Source organism: Rickettsia massiliae MTU5 (genome assembly GCF_000016625.1).
Classification (GTDB): Bacteria; Pseudomonadota; Alphaproteobacteria; order Rickettsiales; family Rickettsiaceae; genus Rickettsia; species Rickettsia rickettsii.
Map to the genome: position 1 here is coordinate 686,956 of NC_009900.1, position 20,287 is coordinate 707,242.

Sequence of the window (20,287 nt, forward strand, 5' to 3'; positions counted from 1 at the left end):
ATCGAGCGGGTTTTTCGAGCCATGCAACAAAGCTCGCCTTTCCTCGCAATGACGGCTACTAAAAAAAATGAATATCGGTAAATTTAAACTAATTGTTTTTGACAAGCTAGACAGTACACACTCTGAGGCTATGAGAATGGCTCAGAATACTAAAGTTGATGCAAACTATGCAGTACTTGCCAAATCTCAAACTAACGGACGTGGTAGAAGCGGCAAAAACTGGCAGTCTAGGTCAGGTAATTTACATGTAAGTTTACTAATAAAGCCTGATAAAGAGCTAGAATTATTGCCGCAATTATCTTTTGTTACGGCACTTAGCGTTTATGATAGTATAACCTCTTTATGTCACTCCCATAGTGCTCTATGTCATTCCCGCGAAAGCAGGCATGACATAAGGAACGAAAATAACATTATACAACTAAAATGGCCCAATGATGTATTAATTAACGGTCGGAAAATTGCCGGTATACTTCTTGAATCTGTTAAAGTAGAAAATAATTATTACCTTATTATCGGTATCGGCATTAATATTACCTATCACCCTGATAATATCGACCAACCTACTACTAGCTTAATAAGCGAAAATCTACCACCTATAGAAGCGCAAGCTTTACTTGAGATATTAATAGAAAATTTTGAAGAATATTATCAAATTTGGCATAGTAACGGTTTTCCTTTTATTAGAAAAAAATGGTTAGAACATGCTTATAAGTTATATGAAAATATTAGCGTTAAATATCAAAATGATATAGTAACCGGTCTTTTTAAAGATATCGATAATACCGGCAGAATAATATTGCAACTACCTTCCAAAAAAATAATCTCTTTTTCCACTGCCGAACTTTTTTTTAGCAAAAAGATTACTAAATTTAAATTGTAGACTTAATTTTTGTTAACTTCTACTTAAGCTCCCATTTAACAAGGTAATAAATATATGCCCCAAGGGAATAACAACCCAAGTTATCTGCCTCAAGTGTTTTTAACAAATGCATATGAGCAATTAAACGAATTTAAAAAACTTTCTTCTAATAACATTCGTACATTAATGCAAGATTTTTATAAAATTGAAAAAGCTTTTAAATGTACATTATTTACGGGTAATAATAACACATGTGAAGGTTTAGTAGAATTATATGACGAAGTAATAAAAAAAATACCTCCTTATTGTCAGTAAATATTAATGAAAAATTTCTCAAACCAAGTGTTGTTACTCACGTAAAAACTATTGAAATATGTCAACAGCAAAATAGTGAAGATCCTTTCGCAATTAACGAGGATGAAATTATTGAAAATTTTAATCTCACTCTTGATAGCCTCCGTATATTTGTAACGACTATTCAGGGCTTGTATCCTCAATAACTATAGACGAAGATGAGATAAAATAATAACCTCAGAATATAATTTATGTAATATATTATAGGGATATGGATTATGCAAGCAACTCCTATTTCAGCTCAAAAATTTATACAACTAACTCTTGAATATTTATATGAAAAAGGTAAAAAATCTTATCAAGATACTTTACTGGAAGAAGAGATTTCTAAGCAATAAGAAAAATTTGTAGATACCATGTTATATTTTCAAGGTGCTATGTTTTTAGGAAGTAATGATGCTTGTACATATTTATCAGAATTTTATAAAAATGGAAATCACCTTGGAATTAATAAGGAACAACTAAGTAATTTAATAAAAATTGTAATTAATATAGGAAAATTTTTACATCATAGCAAGTTAACAAATGCTGTATGTTTAAAAGATTTTGGGATATTCTGATTACTCTGAACTTAAAGAGCTAGCTATAATAGAAAATGGATATATGAATGCAGTACAGGAAGAATGGCGTAAAATTCCCGTTCCTGAATACTTAATTCTTTCTAATTTAAAATCAATTATAACAGATTTTAATAGCACTTTACCCACTGAGTACCATTTAATTACCGATGAAAGTGTTTTTGAATGTAAAGAAGCAATAAACGAATTTACCGTATTAGGTAACAATAAAGATAAGCATCAATCTATAATTCAAAAACCTCAAGAAACAGAAGCAATAATAAAGCCTACTAATAACGCCCAATCTCAATCTATAACTTCAAAACCAATAGAAGAATATAGAGAGTATGTTAAGAATGATGATTACGGGCTAACAGGCGCAACACACTGTACCATATCTTAAAAAAATAAAGGGATAAAAATAATGATCAAAAAATTAACTTCTGATGCAATGTTTACAGCAGCACGAGATCAATATATAACAGACATCAACCGGCTACTTATTAGATCAGAAACTAATACATTAGAAATGACACCTAAGAACGAAAGTATTATATGTGATTTACATCAAAAAATTAAAAGAAACATTCTTTTGCGGGCAAGGGGAGGCAACTTACTATTTATCTCAATTTTACTATAACGGCTGGTCAATTAAAAAAGATATTATTAAGGGAAATTTTATTCTTTCAATAGGGAAAAAATGCGGTGATCAAAATTGTATGGTTTTGGATTATAAAAATGATGATCCTTTATCTGAAGGGCTTAAAGTTTTGGCTGTAAAATGTACGAGAGTTATTATAAGCTCCAAGTCAAAATATAAATAATAACCAATGCAATAAAAAAGGAAGCTGAATCTGCTATTATTGAATGTATAAAAGATACTGAAATAAAAGAAATATTCAGTATTATCGATAACACGTCACACAATATATCTAATACTCCGGAGCTATTAACGCCACCTGATACATCGTTAGAATTAAGTGGACCATTAGATAAGCCTAAAAAAAATGATAGTTTAATCATGTTAATGCTGCTTTCTAAAGTAAATGAACCGACAAAATATAATAATGCTGATAGAACCTCCACCACCTGTTCCCTTACAGCAGACAGAATTAAAAATACCGCACAACAAATAGAGATTCTTGGGTTAGGCGAAGATATGGAAAAAAATAATAATTGCTTCGTTAAAAAATGTTTAATTCTATAAAAAACAATAAAATCTTTTATCTAGCACCGGTAAATCAGGTGCTTAAGGCAGGTTTAAAACAACAAGAAATGTTTTTTGTTTTTCACTATAAAATGGCCTTCTTATACTAAAAAAGCAGTTAATCTATTGTTTGAGTAGGCAGTAGAAAATTTGACCTGTGGCTACTTGGTGAAGAAGAGGCAATATTGCCTCTATCGCAGCTTTATTGTAGCGGTACTATTTACAATATTTTACCGGATTTAGTTTTTGGTGATTATATTATTTTAATAGGTCAAAAACTTGGATATAAATCATGCCAAAATATTCCTTTAAGAATGATTACTAATACTAAGTGTTTAGAAAAGCAGCTAGATAGTCTCGCTATTACTATTACTTCTAATATGTTATTTTATTATCGTAATTTTAAATGCATAAGTAATGATGTTAAAAAAATTATTAGAGATTGCAATGAGCAATTTGATAAAGCATGGCATTTTTGTAAATTTGAATATTCCTCTCTTCAACATTATTATCTTTTGAAATGCCGGAAGAAGAAGCCGCAAAACTTGAAGAAGTACCTTTAATGGGTACAAAATCTACTGATGATAGTAAATATTTGATATCTTAAATGTTACTCCTGTCATCCCGCGACTTGTGAGCTAGATCCAGTATTTTTAAATTTTTTTATGGATCCCGTGATCAAGCTAGCCTTGTTGCGTGGATAGGTTTATGTCATTCCCGCCTACGCGGGAATGACATTGAGTAGATTTTTCGAACCATGCAACAAAGCCGGTCAAGCCACGGGATGACACCGTATTTTTCGATCCATACAACACCCACCTCTTAGTGCTAGCATTTTTTCAGTTATATTATCTTAATGGATCCTGTGATCAAGTCACGGGGTGACAACAGAAAATAGGTAATAAATATATGAAAAAATAATCTACAGCAATCAAACTTTCGACAATATGAAAATAAAATCCATAACCGATAAAGAGGTAGTAATTATCGGCTATGCGAGTGTTTATAATCTTATCGATCATCATAATGATACACTGGTGAATGGGGCTTTTGCAAATGCTTCTCATCATAACGTAAAATTTCTTTGGCAACACGACAGTAAAAAGTCTATCGGGATTATTACTCATTTGGCTGCAAATGATCACGGTTTAAAAATGGAAGCGGTGATAAATAATAAGGTCAAGGCAGGCATGGTGGCGATAGAGCTAATAAAGCAAGGAGCAATAGACGGATTATCTATAGGTTTTTATATAAAAAACTCGGTTTATAATGATGCAAGGCAAAGAGTAATTACTGAAGCAGAGCTTTTAGAGATAAGCATTGTTACTTCTTTTCCAGCTAATCAAAGTGCTAAAATTTTATATATTACTAAAAGTCAAGATGTAGAATATCAAGATAAAATCAATGAGTTAGAGGAAAAGCTATATAATATGCAAAATATTTTAGAAATACCAAATAATATAGAAAATCAGGAACAAAAAAACTCGTTTATTAATTACGTACGTAAAGGCGAAGATAATGGGCTTATGCAAAAGTTATCTCTAAATAGTAGTGCGGAAGCAGGGGGCGTTTTAATATTACAGACTTTATATAACAGTATCATCACCGAAATAAATGCTAGTAGATCACCAATGAGGCAGTTAGCTTCGATTGAAACAATTTCTACGAATGCACTTGATATAATAAGCGAGGACGGCAAATTTAGCAGTTGGCTGGATTGGGGAAGTAGAAGCTCGAGAAGAGACTCCGGCAGCGAAGTTAAATCAGCAGCGTATTTTTGTTCATGAACTATATGCACAGTCTAAAGCTAGCCAGGCATTACTTGAGGATACGACTTAGGGTTGAAATTGGTTCGGTGAAAGATTGCGTGATAGTTTCGTTAAAATGGAAAATAATGCGTTTATCAATGGTGACGGTATAAAAAAACCTAGAGATATTTTATCACCTGACCATGATACAATCGAGAAGATTAAGATGGGTAATAAAATTACCGCCGATGGGCTGCTTGATTTTATAAACTCCCTTAAAGCAGAATATTTAGTGAATGCAACTTTGCTCATGAATCGTATTACTTTATCCGAAGTTCAGAAGCTTAAAGATCACCAAGGACGTTTTATTTGGCAGTCTTCACTATCCGATTCCCTTAAGCAAACTATATTTGGAGTACTGGTAGTTTGTAGCTCCGCTATGCCTCCTATAGATAAAAAGGGAAATGCTATAGCGATAGGTGACTTTAAAGCAGGTTATAAAATAGTAGATAGAAGCGGTATTAATATTATACGTGATCCTTACACTGAAAAGCCTTTTGTAAAGTTTTATACCGTAAAGAGAGTAGGGAGTAATGTGGTGAACCAAGAAGCTATTAAGAGTGGGGTATTTAATTAGATATACTTGTATGTCACTCCCGCGAAGGCGGGCATTCAGTAATAAAAAGGTATAAATATATTGAATTTTTAATATTAAAAACTCGATTTATCTCGCTTTACCATGGATTCCCGCCTTCGCGGGAATGACATAAACGATCCATGCAGGCAACGCCTACAAGTGAGCTAGGATGACATCTTACTTAATTTAAAAGGTAATAAAATGACAAAAACAGTCGTGAAAAATTTTCAGCATTAAATTTTTAAAAAATATCGCAGGAGAAGAAATGGAAGAGGATAGATGGATAGAGAAATTAACAAGCTATGCTGAAATTAAATCACTATGCGATAGTAAATTCCTTGCTCTAGAAAAATATAAGCTTTGGACATATAATAACAGAAGGATATTTTTTATTTAAAATAAGATTTATTAAAAATATCACTACTAAAATGCGTATTTTATTTAAAGAACGGGAATTTGAAATTAAATGAATTATTAACGTTGAAGAAAAGAGTAAATTTTTAAATATAATAGCGTTGGAAATATATGTATCATGATTTTATCTATAATTTGCAGCTAAGTTTGTATAAATTACTTATAAACGATAATGACATCAAAACTAAAATTAATAAAATATATTTTCCTGTTGTTCAGGATACAAAATGTCCGTTCTTACTTGTTAATATATTGAATGTTAATAATATATCTACTAATGTACAAAAATATAATGCAGCTGGAATTTGCAATATGTATTTTTACTAATGATAAAAACCGTAATATTGCTCTAAGCCTTGCTAGTAAAATAAGCGATAAAATAGAGCATCACTCATTTGAAAATGTTGCTGGTATAAAAACAAATAAAATAGAGTTTCACACTAGCAAAGACTTAGTCAGTACAAAATTGGTAATGAATTATCAGGCATTATTAAAGCAAAAAATAGGAGTATAAAATGCATTTAATCGCAGGGCTAGATATAAGTATCAAGGCAGAAATTCGAAGAGTTGCGTAAACATTTAGATACTGAGCAGAATAAAGCCGGCAGTATCCAATCTTTTGAATTTTGTTATGAACTAGCTTGGAAAACAATGAAACGCTTTTGTGAAAAATCCGGCAAAACACCTTATATTTTAAAGGATGTATTTCGGGCAGCAGCGGTTAACGGGTTGATTGCTGACCCTAGAATATGGTTTAAATTTATAGAGATTCGTAACATTACGGTTCATACTTATAATGAAAAAAATTTAGAACTAGTAATTAGTATTTTTGATGATTTTTCTGATGCTTTAAATGAGCTTATAAATAATTTGGAGAAATATTAGTGGTTCAGATTGAAAAGCAAGATTTGTTAATATTACGTTCTATACTTGGGAAATATCCTTATAAATTTTATGCCTACGGTTCAAATCGTTTTAACAGTAAAGTTCTAAGCAATTTCGTGATTTGATTATATTAGAGGATATTATACCGGATTATGTTAAAGATGCCGAGGAAGTAAAAATTACTGCCGGATGTGATAAAAATTTTATAACCTGTTGCAATAAATTTAATAATGCTATAAATTTTAGGGGCGAACCGCTAATACCAAAAACAGATTTTATAAATTTAGTATAATCAATGAAACAAAGTTTTATAAAACTAATATATGCAGAGCTAAAGAATATAATAAATATGAAAAGCTCCAAACAACAGCAAAAAAAAGAAACGCAATTAATTGATTATTTTAAAATAGTTGAAAGTAATATATTATATACATTTCAAAAAATAAAAAAGGAATATGAAAGAGACTAAACGTTTTTTTAACAAAAATAATAGATTAAATAAAGGTTATGCTAAGACTTTTAGTGTAAACGAACCTGATAATAATTTTTACCGTAAAAAATTTGAACATATATTACCGCCAATTGATTTAATCAGTGAGTATGAGAGTATTTATCCCGGTACTTTACAGGAATTAATGCATATGGCACAAAAAGAACAAGCTCATAAGCATGCTATAGACCTAAAAAACTTGAAAATACAGGCAAGAGTCACTAAATTAACACGAATCTGTTTATTAATATTTGGAATGTGCCTTGTCGTTTCAATTTTTTTTAAAACTTTCTAAATAAAATTAAAGATAAAATATTTTATTTACTTGTAATTTTAAATAAAATCAGTTAAATGCAATATATATTTATTTATAAACATAATACGGAGAAATTTTATTTCTAAAAATAATTTTCCTAAGACTAATAGAGAAATCAGAGCTAAAGAAGTTCGTTTAGTAGGCGAAAACGGCGAAATGCACGGCGTCGTAAATATTAGAGAAGCATTAGATATGGCGGAAAGAGCTGGTCTTGACTTAGTCGAGATATCACCGAATGCTGTACCCCCTGTCTGTAAAATTCTAGATTTTGGTAAGTTTAAGTACGAAAGCAAAAAACGTTTGCATGAAGCACGCAAAAAGCAAAAAATTGTCGTACTTAAAGAAATGAAATTTAAACCTAATATTAGTATAGGTGATTTTGAAACTAAGCTAAAAAAAATAAAAGAATTTTTAAAAGACGGAGATAAAGTAAAAATTTCTTTATGGTTTAAGGGACGAGAGATTCTTCATAAAGAGGTCGGTCAAGCACTATTTAAACGTATAGAAATAGGGCTCGCAGGACTCGTTAAAATCGATCAGCATGCTAAAATGGAAGGTAAGCAGATGATAATGATCGTTAGCCCTGATATTAAGGTGCAATAGCTACTCAAATCGTCATTGCACGCGAACGTAGAGAGTGTGGCAATCTCAGGAATTTTATTGTTTCATGAGGTTGCCACGTCGAGGCTTTGTCTCTCCTCGCAATGACGTGTAATAACAACAATAAAAAATCAAATCTAAATAAGTTATGCCGATTAAAATTTTAATGCCTGCTTTATCTCCAACTATGACGGAAGGAAATCTAGCTAGGTGGTTAAAAAAAGAAGGGGACAAAGTTAATCCTGGAGAAGTAATTGCTGAAATTGAAACCGATAAAGCAACGATGGAAGTAGAAGCAGTAGACGAAGGTATACTTGCCAAAATAGTTATCCCACAAAATAGTCAAAATGTACCTGTTAACTCTTTAATTGCCGTGTTAAGTGAAGAGGGAGAAGAAAAAACGGACATTGATGCGTTTATTGCAAAAAATAATAGTGTATCACCGTCACCGAAAACAGATGCTAATCTTCTGAAACCCCACGAGAACATAGCTAATGTAGAAGAACAGGTAACAGTTATAAAACATGATGCTAGTAAAATATTCGCCTCACCGCTTGCAAAAAGACTTGCAAAAATGGGAAATATTAGATTTGAGAGCGTGAAAGGTAGCGGTCCGCACGGTAGAATAGTCAAACAGGATATCTTATCATATACTCCTAGCACTGCTCATAATAAAATAGTTAGCAGAAATCCTGAAGAATATCGTTTAGTACCAAATAATAATATCCGCAAGATTATAGCCAAGCGTCTGTTTGAATCTAAACAAACAGTTCCACATTTTTATTTATCTATAGAATGTAATGTCGATAAATTGTTAGATATACGAGAAGACATTAATAAATCTTTTTCTGAAGATAAATCAACAAGGATATCGGTTAATGATTTTATTATTTTAGCAGTAGCCAAAGCTTTACAAGAAGTGCCAAATGCCAATGCTAGCTGGGGAGAAGATGCAATTAGATATTATAATAATGTCGATATTTCAGTAGCGGTAGCGATTGAGAACGGGCTTGTTACGCCGATAGTTAAAAATGCCAATCAAAAAAACATTCTAGAACTATCTCGTGAAATGAAAGAATTAATAAAGAAAGCAAAAGATAATAAATTAACCCCTGAAGAATTTCAGGGCGGAGGGTTTACCATTTCTAACCTCGGTATGTACGGTATTAAGAATTTCAATGCTATAATTAACCCACCGCAAGGTTGTATAATGGGCGTCGGAGCTAGTGCAAAACGTGCTATAGTCAAGAATGATCAAATCACTATAGCAACAATTATGGACGTAACTCTTTCTGCCGATCACCGAGTAGTAGACGGAGCAGTCGGTGCTGAGTTCTTGGCAGCATTTAAAAAGTTTATAGAGAGTCCCGCTTTGATGTTGATATAAGTCGTCATTGCGAGCAGCCATAGGCTGCGTTGCAATCTCGTCAAATATCCTGAGATTGCTTCGTTGAAACTTTCAGTTTCTTCTCGTAATAACGTTGAAATCTCACCCATAAACAAATCACAATAAAATAACATGCGTTTTTCAGATAATTTAGCAAAAATTTTAGATAAATACGAAAATTTAGGCAACAAACTATCTTCCGGCATTATGGGAGACGAGTTTGTTAAGGCATCTAAAGAATATGCAGAACTTGAAGATGTTGTAGCAAAAATTAAAGAATATAATAAGGCTAAATCTGAGCTTGAAGAAGCAAATAATTTTAAGCTAGAAGTGGGACTTGATAATGCCACTTTAGAAATGATTGAAGACGAAATACACACTCTTGAAAATTCGTTACCAAAACTTGAAAGAGCCGTAAAAATTGCTTTATTACCGAAAGATGATGCGGATAGTAAAAGTGCTATTATTGAAGTTAGAGCAGGAAGCGGCGGAGAAGAAGCTGCACTTTTTGCTGCCGTACTTTTTAATATGTATCAAAGATATGCTGAGTTAAAAGGATGGCGTTTTGAGATATTAGCAATTTCCGATACGGGAATAGGCGGTTATAAAGAAGCATCGGCGTCAATAAAAGGCAAAGATGTATTCTCTAAGCTCAAATTTGAGTCAGGCGTTCATAGAGTACAGAGAGTACCGGAAACGGAATCACAAGGACGTATTCATACTTCGGCAGCAACGGTTGCAGTACTTCCTGAGGCTGAAGAGGTTGATATTCAAATTGAAGATAAAGACTTAAGAATCGATACTTATAGAGCTTCAGGGGCTGGTGGACAGCACGTTAATACTACCGATTCTGCCGTACGTATAACTCATATCCCTACCGGCATTACCGTAGCCTTGCAAGATGAGAAGTCACAGCATAAAAATAAAGCAAAGGCGTTAAAAATTCTACGTGCTAGAATTTATGAAGAAGAACGGCGTAAAAAGGAACAAGAAAGAGCCGATAGCAGAAGAGGGCAGGTAGGTTCGGGAGATCGTTCGGAGCGGATACGTACTTATAATTTCCCACAGGGAAGAGTATCCGACCATAGAATCAACTTAACACTTTATAAGATAGACGAAGTAGTTAAAAACGGACAATTAGATGAGTTTGTTGAAGCTTTAATTGCAGATGATGAAGCTAAAAAACTTTTGGGGATATACAGCAAAAATACAGCCTAATAAACAAATGAAACCACAAGCATCTATAAACGGTAAAATCTGGCAGCAGAAACTGATTAACGAAGATATAGTCACCGAATTATGTCGTAGTTTTAAAATTAGTGATTTACTTGCTAGGATAGTATCATTAAGAGTAAATAATCTAGAGGAAGTAGAAAATTTTTTGATACCGAAAATCAAAAATTTATTACCTGATCCTTTTCATCTACTTGATATGGAAAAGGCTGTAGATAGAACCGTTACAGCTATTTTAAATAACCAAAAAATATGTATCTTTGCCGATTATGATGTAGACGGTGCTACTTCAGCCGCTTTACTTAAAAATATTTTTAGAGATTTAAATATACTATGTGATATTTATGTTCCCGATCGTATAGCTGAAGGATACGGTCCAACTCCTTTTGCTATGCAAAAAATTAAAGATAACGGCACAGAATTATTAATTACGGTTGATTGCGGTGCTATGGCACATGAAGCCCTAAAATACGCAAAAGACGTTAACCTTGATGTTATAGTAATCGATCATCATATAGCTACGGAAATATTACCGGATGCAGTAGCTATAGTAAATCCAAATCGTATTGATGAAAAAAGCGAATATAAACATTTGGCAGCCGTAGGAGTTGCTTTCTTATTTGCAACTGCAATATTATCGAATTTAAAGAAGCAAAATTATTTCACGCAAACAATGCTTCAGCCTAATCTAATGAAGTATCTAGATTTAGTGGCTCTTGGTACTGTTTGCGATATGATGAAATTAACAGGCTTAAATCGTGCATTTGTTGCAAGCGGATTGAAAATAATGCAACAAAGGCAAAATATAGGGATTAAAACATTATATGATATGGCAGGGCTTAATGAAATACCAAAATGTTATCATTTAGGGTTTATTCTAGGTCCGCGTATCAATGCGGGCGGTAGAGTAGGAAAGTCAAGTTTAGGGGCTAATCTCCTATCTACTAGTTGTTCTAATGAAGCAAATAAATTAGCTGAAGAACTTGAAAAACATAATAATGAGCGTAAAGTAATTGAGTTATTAATGATAGAAGAAGCGATGGAAATTGCTTTGACACAACAAGATAGTAGTTTATTATTTATCGTAAAAGAAGGATGGCATCCAGGCGTTATAGGAATCGTTGCCGGCAAATTAAAAGAAAAATTTGATAAGCCGGTGGCAGTTATAGCTTTAAATGACGGGATTGGTAAAGCTTCATGCCGTTCTATTTTAGGTATTGATTTTGGTGCTGAAATTATCAATGCTAAAAGCAAAGATTTGCTAATAGCAGGCGGAGGTCATGCTATGGCGGCAGGTTTTACCGTAACTGCTGACAAATTACAAGAATTACAGAATTTTTTTAATAATGCTTTTAGAATTAGTATAAATAAACTAGAAAATTATAAGCATGCGGAATATGATATTGAGTTAACGGTTAATAGTGTGAATTTCCCTTTAATGGAGGAATTAAACACTTTAGAGCCTTTCGGTCAAGGAAATCATGAGCCTATATTTAAATTCGATGATTTATTTGTATTAAAAGCGGATATCGTTGGAAGTAAGCATATTAAATGTATGCTTGTTCCAAATAAGCGAGGCTTTGGTAATAAAGCCTTATCTGCTATTGCTTTTAATTCGGTAGGAACTGCATTTGAAGATGTTTTATTAAGCTCTAAAGCAAAAAATATTGCCGCAATAGGAACGTTAAAAACTAATAATTGGCAAGGTAATTATACTATTCAATTAATTATAAAAGATATACTTCTAAAAGAGTAGATAGACAAGTATATATATAATAATAACTTAAAAAAATAATAATTTATGAGCAATTTAAAGAAAACAAAAAATACTACAATTTCTAAAGACTTAGCAGAAGTACAAGAGCATTATCAAGATTATCCTTATCCCTTCAGAGACCCAAATCAAGAAAAAGAACGTTTACTTACAATGTGCGGTGAGTTCTTAGGAGAATTAAACCATTTTCTATATCAAGGAAAAGAAAATTTTAATAATAATTTTAGATGCTTAATAGCAGGCGGCGGCACCGGTGATTCGACTATTTATCTTGCCGAGCAGTTAAAAGATAAAAATGCCGAAATAATATATCTAGATTTCAGCAAGCCTAGCATGGAAGTAGCACAAAAACGTGCAGAAGTACGAGGTCTTAAAAATATTAAATGGATTAATGATTCAATATTAAATATACCTAATCTAAAACTTGGAAAATTCGATTATATAAATTGTACCGGCGTGCTTCATCATTTAGCAAATCCTGATGAAGGTTTAAAAAATCTAAAAGATTCTTTAAAGCCGACCGGCGGTATGGGTTTAATGGTATATGCTAAATACGGACGTACCGGTGTTTATCAAATTCAGGATTTAATGAAAATGATAAATAAAGATACTAAAAGCCGTGTCGAAGAAGTAATGAACGGGAAGCTAATTCTAGATAATTTGCCTGCTACTAACTGGTATAAAAGAGGTTGGGAGTTATTTTCAGATTACCAAAATTACGGTGACGTCGGAGTTTATGATATGTTCCTGCACAAACAGGATAGAGCCTATTCCGTTCCTGAGTTATATGAATTCGTAGAAAAAGCAAGCTTAAATTTTGTTGATTATTTTGATCCTTTAGAGAAAATTTTATTAAGACCGGAAAATTATATAAAAGATTTTTCACTTCTACAAAAAGTTAAAAAAATGGATAAAGTAACTAGAGAAGCAATTTCCGAAATACTGACCGGTAATATTATTAAACATTCATTTTACGTATCAAATCGAAAAGATAGTGTAGCCTCTCTTGATGACCTTGATAATATACCGTACTTCCATAATATTGCCAATTTTGCTAAACAAATTTATGAGCATTTGGAATCTAATCCTTCAGCAGTAAATAATGCTATTAATTTTACTATTAATAATGGGATATTAAATAATGTTAATATCTCAATGTCGATATTTAGAAGCACTAAATATATTTTTAAATATATGGTAGAAGAGAAAAGTTTAAGAGAAATATTTGATGCGGTACGCAGCGAATTAAACCAAGAAATAAGCAATGAGGCCTTATTAAATGAAGTTAAAAACGTATGCATTCCATTACTTAATACAAATGTGTTATTGTTAAAATCAAAGGATTGCTAGAGTTACGTGGATTGATTTATCCGTCATTGCGAGAAGAGGTTACCAGGGTCGTCATGAGCTACGCAGCCGTAAGCTGTGCGGCAATCTCATGAAATAATAATACACTCCCAAGATTGCTTCGTAATTTTCTTGCAATGACCATTTACCGATTACCTGCTCGCAATGACGATTTGGGTTGACAATATGCTATTAACGTTGTTAGTATGCTTTTACATACATAGACAACTCTTATAAGCTAACAAGATAAATAATTCTTCAAACCGCAAGAATAAATAAAACTTTCTAAAAATCTAATTTGATTCCTAATTTAAATAAGTATATTACTTACCTTTAAACTTAATTGCTAACTCAACTTTTCAATTATAATCTAATGAGCACAACTAATAAAGAATCCACAGCAGAACTTAACAATACCGAATCCAATAACAATCATAATAATTTTGCAGAGAACGGTAATATTATTAATTTAAAACAATTAAAACGTAAATTACCGGAGGAACTACAAGCTCAAGCAGAAGAATTAAAAATTGAAAATATTAATTCATTACTTAAACAAGAATTAGTTTTTGCAATTTTGAAAAAATCCGTAGAGCAGGGAGGTTTAATAGTGGGAGAGGGGGTACTTGAAGTACTACCTGACGGATTTGGTTTTTTACGTTCGCCGGAAGTAAACTACTTAGCAGGCCCTGATGATATTTATATTTCTCCTAGTCAGATTCGTCGCTTTGGTCTGCGTACCGGTGATACTGTAGAAGGTCAGATCAGAGCTCCAAAAGCCGGAGAACGTTATTTTGCTTTACTGAAAGTCAATAGAGTAAATTTTGAAGACCCTTTTAAAGCTTATCATCGTGTTCATTTTGATAATTTAACCCCCTTATATCCTGATGAAAAATTAGGATTAGAACTTGAAAATAATAGTAAAGATAGTAAGGATTTTAGTACACGGGTTATTGAACTTGTTGCCCCTATGGGTAAAGGACAACGTGCATTAATAGTAGCACCGCCTCGTACAGGTAAAACCGTATTATTACAAAATATAGCACATGCAATTACAACCAATAATCCGGAAGTATTTTTAATAGTACTGTTAATAGACGAAAGACCTGAAGAAGTAACCGATATGCAACGTTCCGTGCGTGGGGAGGTTGTTAGCTCTACTTTCGATGAACCGGCAAGTAGGCACGTGCAACTTGCAGAAATGGTTATCAAAAAAGCAAAGCGTTTAGTAGAACATAAAAAAGACGTGGTAATTTTAGTAGATGCGATAACACGTTTAGCTCGTGCTTATAATACCGTAGTGCCGTCATCAGGTAAAGTATTAACGGGCGGTGTTGATGCTAATGCTCTTCAGAGACCTAAAAGATTTTTCGGAGCAGCAAGAAATATTGAAAACGGCGGTTCGCTTACTATAATCGGTACGGCTTTAATTGAAACCGGTTCTCGTATGGATGAGGTAATTTTTGAGGAGTTTAAAGGTACAGGTAATTCCGAGATAGTTCTAGATCGTAAGATTGCCGATAAGCGTATTTATCCGGCTATTGATATAACTAGATCAGGCACTAGAAAAGAGGATTTATTAGTAGATAAAATAATATTAAATAAAATGTGGGTTCTTCGTCGTATTATCGATCCGATGGGTAGCAGTGAAGCAATAGAATTTTTACTCAAAAAACTTGAAAATACTAAAACTAACGGTGAGTTTTTTGAGATGATGAAGAGTCCTGAACGTCCTAAGAACGGTCTATAGTCAATTGATACCTATATTGTGCTTCGTTGTTCGTCGGCTCGCCTATTATTATTATAGGCTTCGCTCCTCACGCCTGTCACAGTATAGATCTGAATTGACTATAGTATTCTAAAAAAGTATATAAAATCATGAGTATAACACCTGATTATTTAATTGAAAGAAGACAAATAAAATCTCGTTTGTTAATTTGGAAGCTAGCAGCTATTATTTTAATTGCGATCGTATTCTTACTAGTCGGTAAAGATTTTGCTCCAAAAGAGGTTTTACCTATTAATAGTAATGAAGACTATATAGCTTCCGTATTAATAGACGAAATAATTCTTGAAGACGAAAAGCGTGACAAAAAGCTCAAAAAAATAATCGATGATTCTCATATTAAAGCGTTAATAGTTAACGTAAATTCTCCCGGCGGTACGGTAGTCGGCTCTGAAAAAATTTATAATATTCTGCGTAAAATATCCGCAAAAAAGCCGGTAGTGATAGTTATGGGAACAATGGCTGCAAGCGGCGGTTATTTAATCTCTCTTGGAGGTGATTATATTATCAGCCATAACGGAACTATTACGGGTTCAATCGGTGTAATACTACAAACAGCCGAGGTAACGGAGCTTGCTCAAAAATTGGGGATTAAGTTTAATAATTTCAAATCGGGTGAATTAAAAGCTGTCCCAAATCCTACCGAAAAACTGACGGAAGCAGTGCGGGTAACCATTATGGAAAATATAGAAGATACTTATAATTTCTTCCTTGAACTTGTTTCAGAGAGGCGTAATCTTCCTATAGAAGAAGTAAAAAAGCTCGCAGACGGACGAGTATATTCAGGTCGTCAGGCTTTAAAGTTAAAGCTTGTGGATGCTATAGGCTCGGAAGATACTGCATTAAAATGGTTACAGGAAGTTCAGAAAATTAATGTTAATCTATTAGTTAAAGATTATCAATTAAAACCAAAACCAAAATTAATGGACATAATACTTGAAGATTTTGATAGTATAGTACCTAGTTTTTTTAAAAATAGTTTTAACGGAATCAAAGCGATTTTTTAATAATGATTACTAAGAATTATTTAATAGATAAAATACATGATAAGCTGAATTATCTTTCTAAAGAAGATGTTAAAGATTCAGTAGATTTAATTTTAGATTATTTAAACGAATCTCTTAAAGAACAAAAGCGTATCGAAATCAGAAATTTCGGTAATTTCTCTATCCGCAAACGCAAATTTCCTGAAAGCGAAAAATTCTATAATACGGTTTATTACAGAATGCCTAAAAATTTATTTAAGAAGTAAAGAAGTTATAGAATGGGCTAAATATAGTACTATAGAGCAGTGACAAATAATAAAAAGCATGGTACTACATGATAATATTTTTCCATGGGTCTTCATATTGAAGATTTAGAACTCTTCAAAAAAATATTATCGATAGATGGGCAGCTGGTTATTCAAGCACTTGAATATAGACTCTTTTATATATCACGATATTATAGGTAATGGGAAATATGTGATTCTTTTTTTGAAGCATTATATAATTACTTAAATGATAGTAAACCAACAATCATGCCTTTAGTATCTGAATAAGAAAGAATATTATCCTATTGTTGAAGAATTATGTAATGAATCTTTAAAGGAAAAAACATCATCAATAATGATATATTTAGAAAAAGAATCTGATAATCACCCTCTACCTAGATGGGAATATGAAGAAACTTTAGAATATTATTTAAAAACTAGAAAAAATTATGATAAGCCTAAACCTGAACCCGCGATAGAAAGAAGCGAAGATGAACCTAATTTAAATTATGCAGAATTAGATTTAAAATATTATGAAGAATCTTTAGACTATTACTGAAAGGTTATAGGGTAGGGTAATAAAATTTTCCTCTCACTTGACATTATAATAATAGGCAGCTATCTTAAGGGTAAAATTAAAACAGGGTATTTATGATAAGATATTTAATAATTTTATTTGCTTCTATAGCTTTAATTGGCTGTACCAGTCAAAAAACTACGAAACCCAAAGAAGTAGTAGAACTTGACGGTGATCCAAGCTATGCAATTATGCAAACAATCGATAGTACTAACAGAAATATCGCTAGCACTACTTCATCTCTTCCAAGTACTCCGGCTAGATAGAAATGCTTGCTATTATTTCTTCTGCCTAAAACTCTAAATTTCGAGAAGTTAGCTCCCAAGACGGAGCTGACGACTCCAGTGTCCCTTACGTTATAACTAATCAATTACTTTCTACACTCCAAAGCTATTCTGAGAATCAATTATCGAAAATAATGAATATAAGTGCAAAACTTGCACATATAAATAAAGAAAGACTTAAGGATTTTGATAATCAAGAGAGTAAAGCGGCTATTTTTGCTTATGCAGGAGATGTTTTTAATAATATACATATAGAAAAATTCACTAATCATGAATTAAATTTCCTGCAATCACATTTGCTTAATCAGGACTTTACGGAGTCTTAAACCCGCTAGATACTATTAAGCCGTATAGATTAGAAATGGCAACAAAATTAAATGAAATAAATTTAACAAACTTTTGGCAAGATGAAGTCACTAATTATATTAATAAAATTCTTGCTAAACAGGAAAATAAATATTTACTCAACCTAACATCACAAGAATATTCATCTGTAATAAACTTAAATATCAAATGTTTCAAGTTATTAACTTTAATTAAAAATTAGTATTTTCTGTACAAAATAGTGGGTTTACTTTATAATACATGCCTATTTATTAATAAGTATTTATTATGATAAAAAATCCTAAATCTTCAGCAGTCTCAAAATTTAATCCTATAGCATTGTCACACAATAAAATAATAGAGTTTAAATCAAAAAAGTCTTTAATTGTAGCAGGGGAATGAATAGAACCATTAAAAAATGTAAAAAGTTCTATAGATGCCAGTGCAGAAATAGCCACAACTCTTTTAAACTCTTTAGGTAGCAAAACAACAAAAAAATTGGGTATTCCACAAGTAACAAGCCTAAAACTTAATACACTAAAAACTTTATTTGATAATTATGAATATAAAAATATAAGTGCTACAAGAACCCTTAAGCAAATATCATGTTGCATTAAAAGCGAATAAAGAAATTAGCATTTTTATAAGCCTCAAAACTTATAGTACTCCTATTGTAAATAAAGAACCCGAAACTATTAATTTTATAAATATTTTTCTTCAACTTCAAGGGATAATCACTGCTATACATTGCAGTATAATGAATAACCATGTGGAAGTAGCAGAAAAATTATTTATAGATATATTGTCAAAAGCAAATATAGATTTAAATTTAATATATTCTCAATACGAATTTCAAATTCATAAAGCTTATATACCAATACTTTATTTGAGTTAGTCAATCAGTTTATATCAAAATGGAGTATGAAGATAAAATTATTAAAGATTTAACACCTTATATAAAGCATTATTACAATATTACATATACGCTCTCTACCATGTTAATTAATAATAATCACTTAGATGAAGCTAAAGAATTGCTTACGGTAGCACTTAGCAATATCACTATAGATGATCAAGTAAATGCCAAAGATATAGGTTGGTGTCAGTATAACTTAGGAGTTGTTTATTATAAAACTGGTCAGTTAGAACTTACTATAAAATATTATAATAGTGCAATAGATAGGGTTACCTGAAGAGGAAGAAATCATATATAATTTATGGACTATCTATGGTTATCACTCTGATTCAAAAAATATAGAAAATTTACTAAATAAAATGCCTGAAGGTAGCCTTAAAGCTTTACTAAAATTAGGTCAAGACTTAAATAATATCACCAATGAAAAATTAGAGATAATGAATTCTAAAAATTTATTACCTTACCACGTTCAAAGGTTTGAGCGTTATATAATATACTGCTAAATATAATGCTCTTTCAGATGAGAGAACAATTGCACAAAAATACGTTTAGCAAAGGATTTAAATACAATAATTAAAAAAACTGATGTCAATAATACTGATGAGTTACTTGTACTTTCGGCTGCCATTTATACAAAACAATTGGATATAGCACGTAATATATTAAATAACATTCCTAACAACCTAACAAACGATATTGCTATTTATAAAAGTTTAAATTTATCTACTTTAGCAGCTTTTCCTGATCCAAATTCTATAATTTATAATGTAAATACATTAAAAAAAGAAGAAATAACAGAAGTCCTTAATGCTGCCAGCATCTCGCTAATGGCAGAAGATGCAAAAGAATTTGTTTCTAAAAATATAATGACATAAATAAAGCTAAGGAATATGCAAACCAATTAAGTAAGAAAAAACAAGAAGAAATTTTTACAAATGATTTTGGAGAGATTAATGACACAGAGGATTTAGATCAATTATTTAAGCAATATGATGCAAAAAAAATTCATCAGTATTATATCAGCTTAAAAAAAACAACAGCTTATATATTAAGTCATAATATCACTTCATGGAATATTCCAGAGAAAGGGTATATTAAAAATACTGAAGCTACTTATATAGTAAATATAAAGGTCAAGATTGTTATAGTATTATTGATGAAAAAATAAAGAAAGCTGTTGATTCTTTACTGCCACGGTTTGAGAAAGCTATGGAGAAAGGAATAGTACATCATCAATATGGAATAAATGGAGATAAATTTTTGAAGGAGAATGCTGTTGAAATAAAAATTAATGCCGATTGATTTATCTATCTAATTGATATTCTTTAACCTTTCTTTGA

At 31.7% G+C, this 20,287-nt stretch carries 30 protein-coding genes and 3 pseudogenes; 32 read left to right on the forward strand and 1 reads right to left on the reverse strand.

Annotated elements, in window-relative coordinates; all coding sequences use genetic code 11:
- The first annotated feature begins 67 nt into the window (after positions 1 to 67).
- From RMA_RS03670 to RMA_RS03785, 28 genes and pseudogenes are all read left to right on the forward strand, one after another.
- Complete coding sequence (locus RMA_RS03670; protein WP_012152824.1) at positions 68 to 880, forward strand: biotin--[acetyl-CoA-carboxylase] ligase; 813 nt, start codon at positions 68 to 70, stop codon at positions 878 to 880.
- Positions 881 to 934: 54 nt separating this feature from the next.
- Positions 935 to 1,174, forward strand: a complete 240-nt coding sequence (locus tag RMA_RS03675) for a hypothetical protein (protein ID WP_041404699.1) — start codon at positions 935 to 937, stop codon at positions 1,172 to 1,174.
- Positions 1,165 to 1,385, forward strand: a pseudogene (locus RMA_RS11980) (hypothetical protein). The gene RMA_RS03675 and the pseudogene RMA_RS11980 overlap by 10 nt, the downstream one beginning before the upstream one ends.
- 184 nt (positions 1,386 to 1,569) lie before the next feature.
- The gene (locus tag RMA_RS09865; protein WP_049749358.1) at positions 1,570 to 1,773 is read left to right on the forward strand and encodes a hypothetical protein; all 204 of its coding nucleotides are present in this window, start codon (positions 1,570 to 1,572) and stop codon (positions 1,771 to 1,773) included.
- 43 nt (positions 1,774 to 1,816) lie between these two features.
- Complete coding sequence (locus tag RMA_RS09870) at positions 1,817 to 2,173, forward strand: hypothetical protein (protein ID WP_041404995.1); 357 nt, start codon at positions 1,817 to 1,819, stop codon at positions 2,171 to 2,173.
- Between the two features lie 154 nt (positions 2,174 to 2,327).
- Positions 2,328 to 2,594, forward strand: a complete 267-nt coding sequence (locus RMA_RS09875; protein WP_041404701.1) for a hypothetical protein — start codon at positions 2,328 to 2,330, stop codon at positions 2,592 to 2,594.
- Between the two features lie 197 nt (positions 2,595 to 2,791).
- Complete coding sequence (locus tag RMA_RS03705; protein WP_238375373.1) at positions 2,792 to 2,977, forward strand: hypothetical protein; 186 nt, start codon at positions 2,792 to 2,794, stop codon at positions 2,975 to 2,977.
- Positions 2,978 to 3,162: 185 nt separating this feature from the next.
- Entirely contained in the window at positions 3,163 to 3,540 is a 378-nt protein-coding gene (locus RMA_RS09880; protein WP_049749359.1) for a hypothetical protein, read from the forward strand.
- Positions 3,541 to 3,924: 384 nt separating this feature from the next.
- Complete coding sequence (locus RMA_RS11710; protein ID WP_274377893.1) at positions 3,925 to 4,764, forward strand: HK97 family phage prohead protease; 840 nt, start codon at positions 3,925 to 3,927, stop codon at positions 4,762 to 4,764.
- Positions 4,694 to 5,362, forward strand: a pseudogene (locus tag RMA_RS11715) (phage major capsid protein). The gene RMA_RS11710 and the pseudogene RMA_RS11715 overlap by 71 nt, the downstream one beginning before the upstream one ends.
- Positions 5,363 to 5,627: 265 nt before the next feature.
- Positions 5,628 to 5,759 (forward strand): hypothetical protein, encoded by a 132-nt coding sequence (locus RMA_RS11720; protein ID WP_274377894.1) that lies wholly within the window; start codon positions 5,628 to 5,630, stop codon positions 5,757 to 5,759.
- 19 nt (positions 5,760 to 5,778) lie between these two features.
- A complete protein-coding gene (locus RMA_RS11985; protein ID WP_331377242.1) occupies positions 5,779 to 5,832 on the forward strand; it encodes a hypothetical protein in 54 nt (17 codons plus the stop codon).
- 221 nt (positions 5,833 to 6,053) lie between these two features.
- Positions 6,054 to 6,290, forward strand: coding sequence for a hypothetical protein (locus tag RMA_RS10895; RefSeq protein ID WP_238375374.1), 237 nt, complete (start codon positions 6,054 to 6,056; stop codon positions 6,288 to 6,290).
- A 53-nt stretch (positions 6,291 to 6,343) separates the two neighbouring features.
- Positions 6,344 to 6,661 carry an HI0074 family nucleotidyltransferase substrate-binding subunit gene (locus RMA_RS03725; protein WP_012152827.1) on the forward strand — a complete coding sequence of 106 codons (318 nt, stop codon included), beginning with the start codon at positions 6,344 to 6,346 and terminating at the stop codon, positions 6,659 to 6,661.
- A 121-nt stretch (positions 6,662 to 6,782) separates the two neighbouring features.
- Positions 6,783 to 6,953 (forward strand): phage BR0599 family protein, encoded by a 171-nt coding sequence (locus RMA_RS08425; RefSeq protein WP_016916830.1) that lies wholly within the window; start codon positions 6,783 to 6,785, stop codon positions 6,951 to 6,953.
- A gap of 3 nt (positions 6,954 to 6,956) precedes the next feature.
- Positions 6,957 to 7,130, forward strand: a complete 174-nt coding sequence (locus tag RMA_RS09890) for a hypothetical protein (protein ID WP_012152828.1) — start codon at positions 6,957 to 6,959, stop codon at positions 7,128 to 7,130.
- On the forward strand, positions 7,117 to 7,446 hold the full coding sequence (locus RMA_RS03730; RefSeq protein WP_012152829.1) for a DUF2335 domain-containing protein: 330 nt from the start codon (positions 7,117 to 7,119) through the stop codon (positions 7,444 to 7,446). The genes RMA_RS09890 and RMA_RS03730 overlap by 14 nt, the downstream gene beginning before the upstream one ends.
- 63 nt (positions 7,447 to 7,509) lie before the next feature.
- Complete coding sequence (gene infC / locus RMA_RS03735) at positions 7,510 to 8,070, forward strand: translation initiation factor IF-3 (protein ID WP_081427881.1); 561 nt, start codon at positions 7,510 to 7,512, stop codon at positions 8,068 to 8,070.
- A 145-nt stretch (positions 8,071 to 8,215) separates the two neighbouring features.
- On the forward strand, positions 8,216 to 9,454 hold the full coding sequence (locus RMA_RS03740) for a pyruvate dehydrogenase complex dihydrolipoamide acetyltransferase (protein ID WP_012152831.1): 1,239 nt from the start codon (positions 8,216 to 8,218) through the stop codon (positions 9,452 to 9,454).
- 132 nt (positions 9,455 to 9,586) lie between these two features.
- The gene (gene prfA / locus RMA_RS03745) at positions 9,587 to 10,672 is read left to right on the forward strand and encodes a peptide chain release factor 1 (RefSeq protein ID WP_012152832.1); all 1,086 of its coding nucleotides are present in this window, start codon (positions 9,587 to 9,589) and stop codon (positions 10,670 to 10,672) included.
- Between the two features lie 7 nt (positions 10,673 to 10,679).
- Positions 10,680 to 12,443 carry a single-stranded-DNA-specific exonuclease RecJ gene (gene recJ, locus RMA_RS03750; RefSeq protein ID WP_041404996.1) on the forward strand — a complete coding sequence of 588 codons (1,764 nt, stop codon included), beginning with the start codon at positions 10,680 to 10,682 and terminating at the stop codon, positions 12,441 to 12,443.
- A 45-nt stretch (positions 12,444 to 12,488) separates the two neighbouring features.
- The gene (locus RMA_RS03755) at positions 12,489 to 13,811 is read left to right on the forward strand and encodes a class I SAM-dependent methyltransferase (protein WP_012152834.1); all 1,323 of its coding nucleotides are present in this window, start codon (positions 12,489 to 12,491) and stop codon (positions 13,809 to 13,811) included.
- A gap of 370 nt (positions 13,812 to 14,181) precedes the next feature.
- On the forward strand, positions 14,182 to 15,558 hold the full coding sequence (gene rho / locus RMA_RS03760; RefSeq protein WP_041404704.1) for a transcription termination factor Rho: 1,377 nt from the start codon (positions 14,182 to 14,184) through the stop codon (positions 15,556 to 15,558).
- 128 nt (positions 15,559 to 15,686) lie between these two features.
- Positions 15,687 to 16,601 carry a signal peptide peptidase SppA gene (gene sppA / locus RMA_RS03765; RefSeq protein WP_014408675.1) on the forward strand — a complete coding sequence of 305 codons (915 nt, stop codon included), beginning with the start codon at positions 15,687 to 15,689 and terminating at the stop codon, positions 16,599 to 16,601.
- Positions 16,602 to 16,603: 2 nt separating this feature from the next.
- The gene (locus RMA_RS03770; protein WP_014365768.1) at positions 16,604 to 16,846 is read left to right on the forward strand and encodes an HU family DNA-binding protein; all 243 of its coding nucleotides are present in this window, start codon (positions 16,604 to 16,606) and stop codon (positions 16,844 to 16,846) included.
- A 355-nt stretch (positions 16,847 to 17,201) separates the two neighbouring features.
- Complete coding sequence (locus tag RMA_RS03775; protein ID WP_041404705.1) at positions 17,202 to 17,405, forward strand: hypothetical protein; 204 nt, start codon at positions 17,202 to 17,204, stop codon at positions 17,403 to 17,405.
- A gap of 92 nt (positions 17,406 to 17,497) precedes the next feature.
- Positions 17,498 to 17,689: a hypothetical protein gene (locus RMA_RS03780; protein WP_041404706.1), complete on the forward strand. Its 192-nt coding sequence runs from the start codon at positions 17,498 to 17,500 to the stop codon at positions 17,687 to 17,689.
- 2 nt (positions 17,690 to 17,691) lie between these two features.
- Positions 17,692 to 18,242, forward strand: a pseudogene (locus tag RMA_RS03785) (YaaA family protein); the annotation flags it as partial.
- A 61-nt stretch (positions 18,243 to 18,303) separates the two neighbouring features.
- Here the strand turns inward: RMA_RS03785 and RMA_RS03790 are convergent.
- Positions 18,304 to 18,516: a hypothetical protein gene (locus tag RMA_RS03790; protein ID WP_041404707.1), complete on the reverse strand. Its 213-nt coding sequence runs from the start codon at positions 18,514 to 18,516 to the stop codon at positions 18,304 to 18,306.
- Between the two features lie 92 nt (positions 18,517 to 18,608).
- Here RMA_RS03790 and RMA_RS10900 point away from each other — a divergent pair, with 92 nt between their 5' ends.
- From RMA_RS10900 to RMA_RS10915, 4 genes are all read left to right on the forward strand, one after another.
- The gene (locus RMA_RS10900; RefSeq protein WP_238375376.1) at positions 18,609 to 18,926 is read left to right on the forward strand and encodes a hypothetical protein; all 318 of its coding nucleotides are present in this window, start codon (positions 18,609 to 18,611) and stop codon (positions 18,924 to 18,926) included.
- A gap of 19 nt (positions 18,927 to 18,945) precedes the next feature.
- Positions 18,946 to 19,224, forward strand: a complete 279-nt coding sequence (locus RMA_RS10905; protein ID WP_238375377.1) for a tetratricopeptide repeat protein — start codon at positions 18,946 to 18,948, stop codon at positions 19,222 to 19,224.
- A gap of 82 nt (positions 19,225 to 19,306) precedes the next feature.
- The gene (locus RMA_RS10910; protein WP_238375378.1) at positions 19,307 to 19,450 is read left to right on the forward strand and encodes a hypothetical protein; all 144 of its coding nucleotides are present in this window, start codon (positions 19,307 to 19,309) and stop codon (positions 19,448 to 19,450) included.
- 138 nt (positions 19,451 to 19,588) lie between these two features.
- A complete protein-coding gene (locus RMA_RS10915) occupies positions 19,589 to 19,822 on the forward strand; it encodes a hypothetical protein (RefSeq protein ID WP_041404708.1) in 234 nt (77 codons plus the stop codon).
- The last annotated feature ends 465 nt before the right edge of the window (positions 19,823 to 20,287 follow it).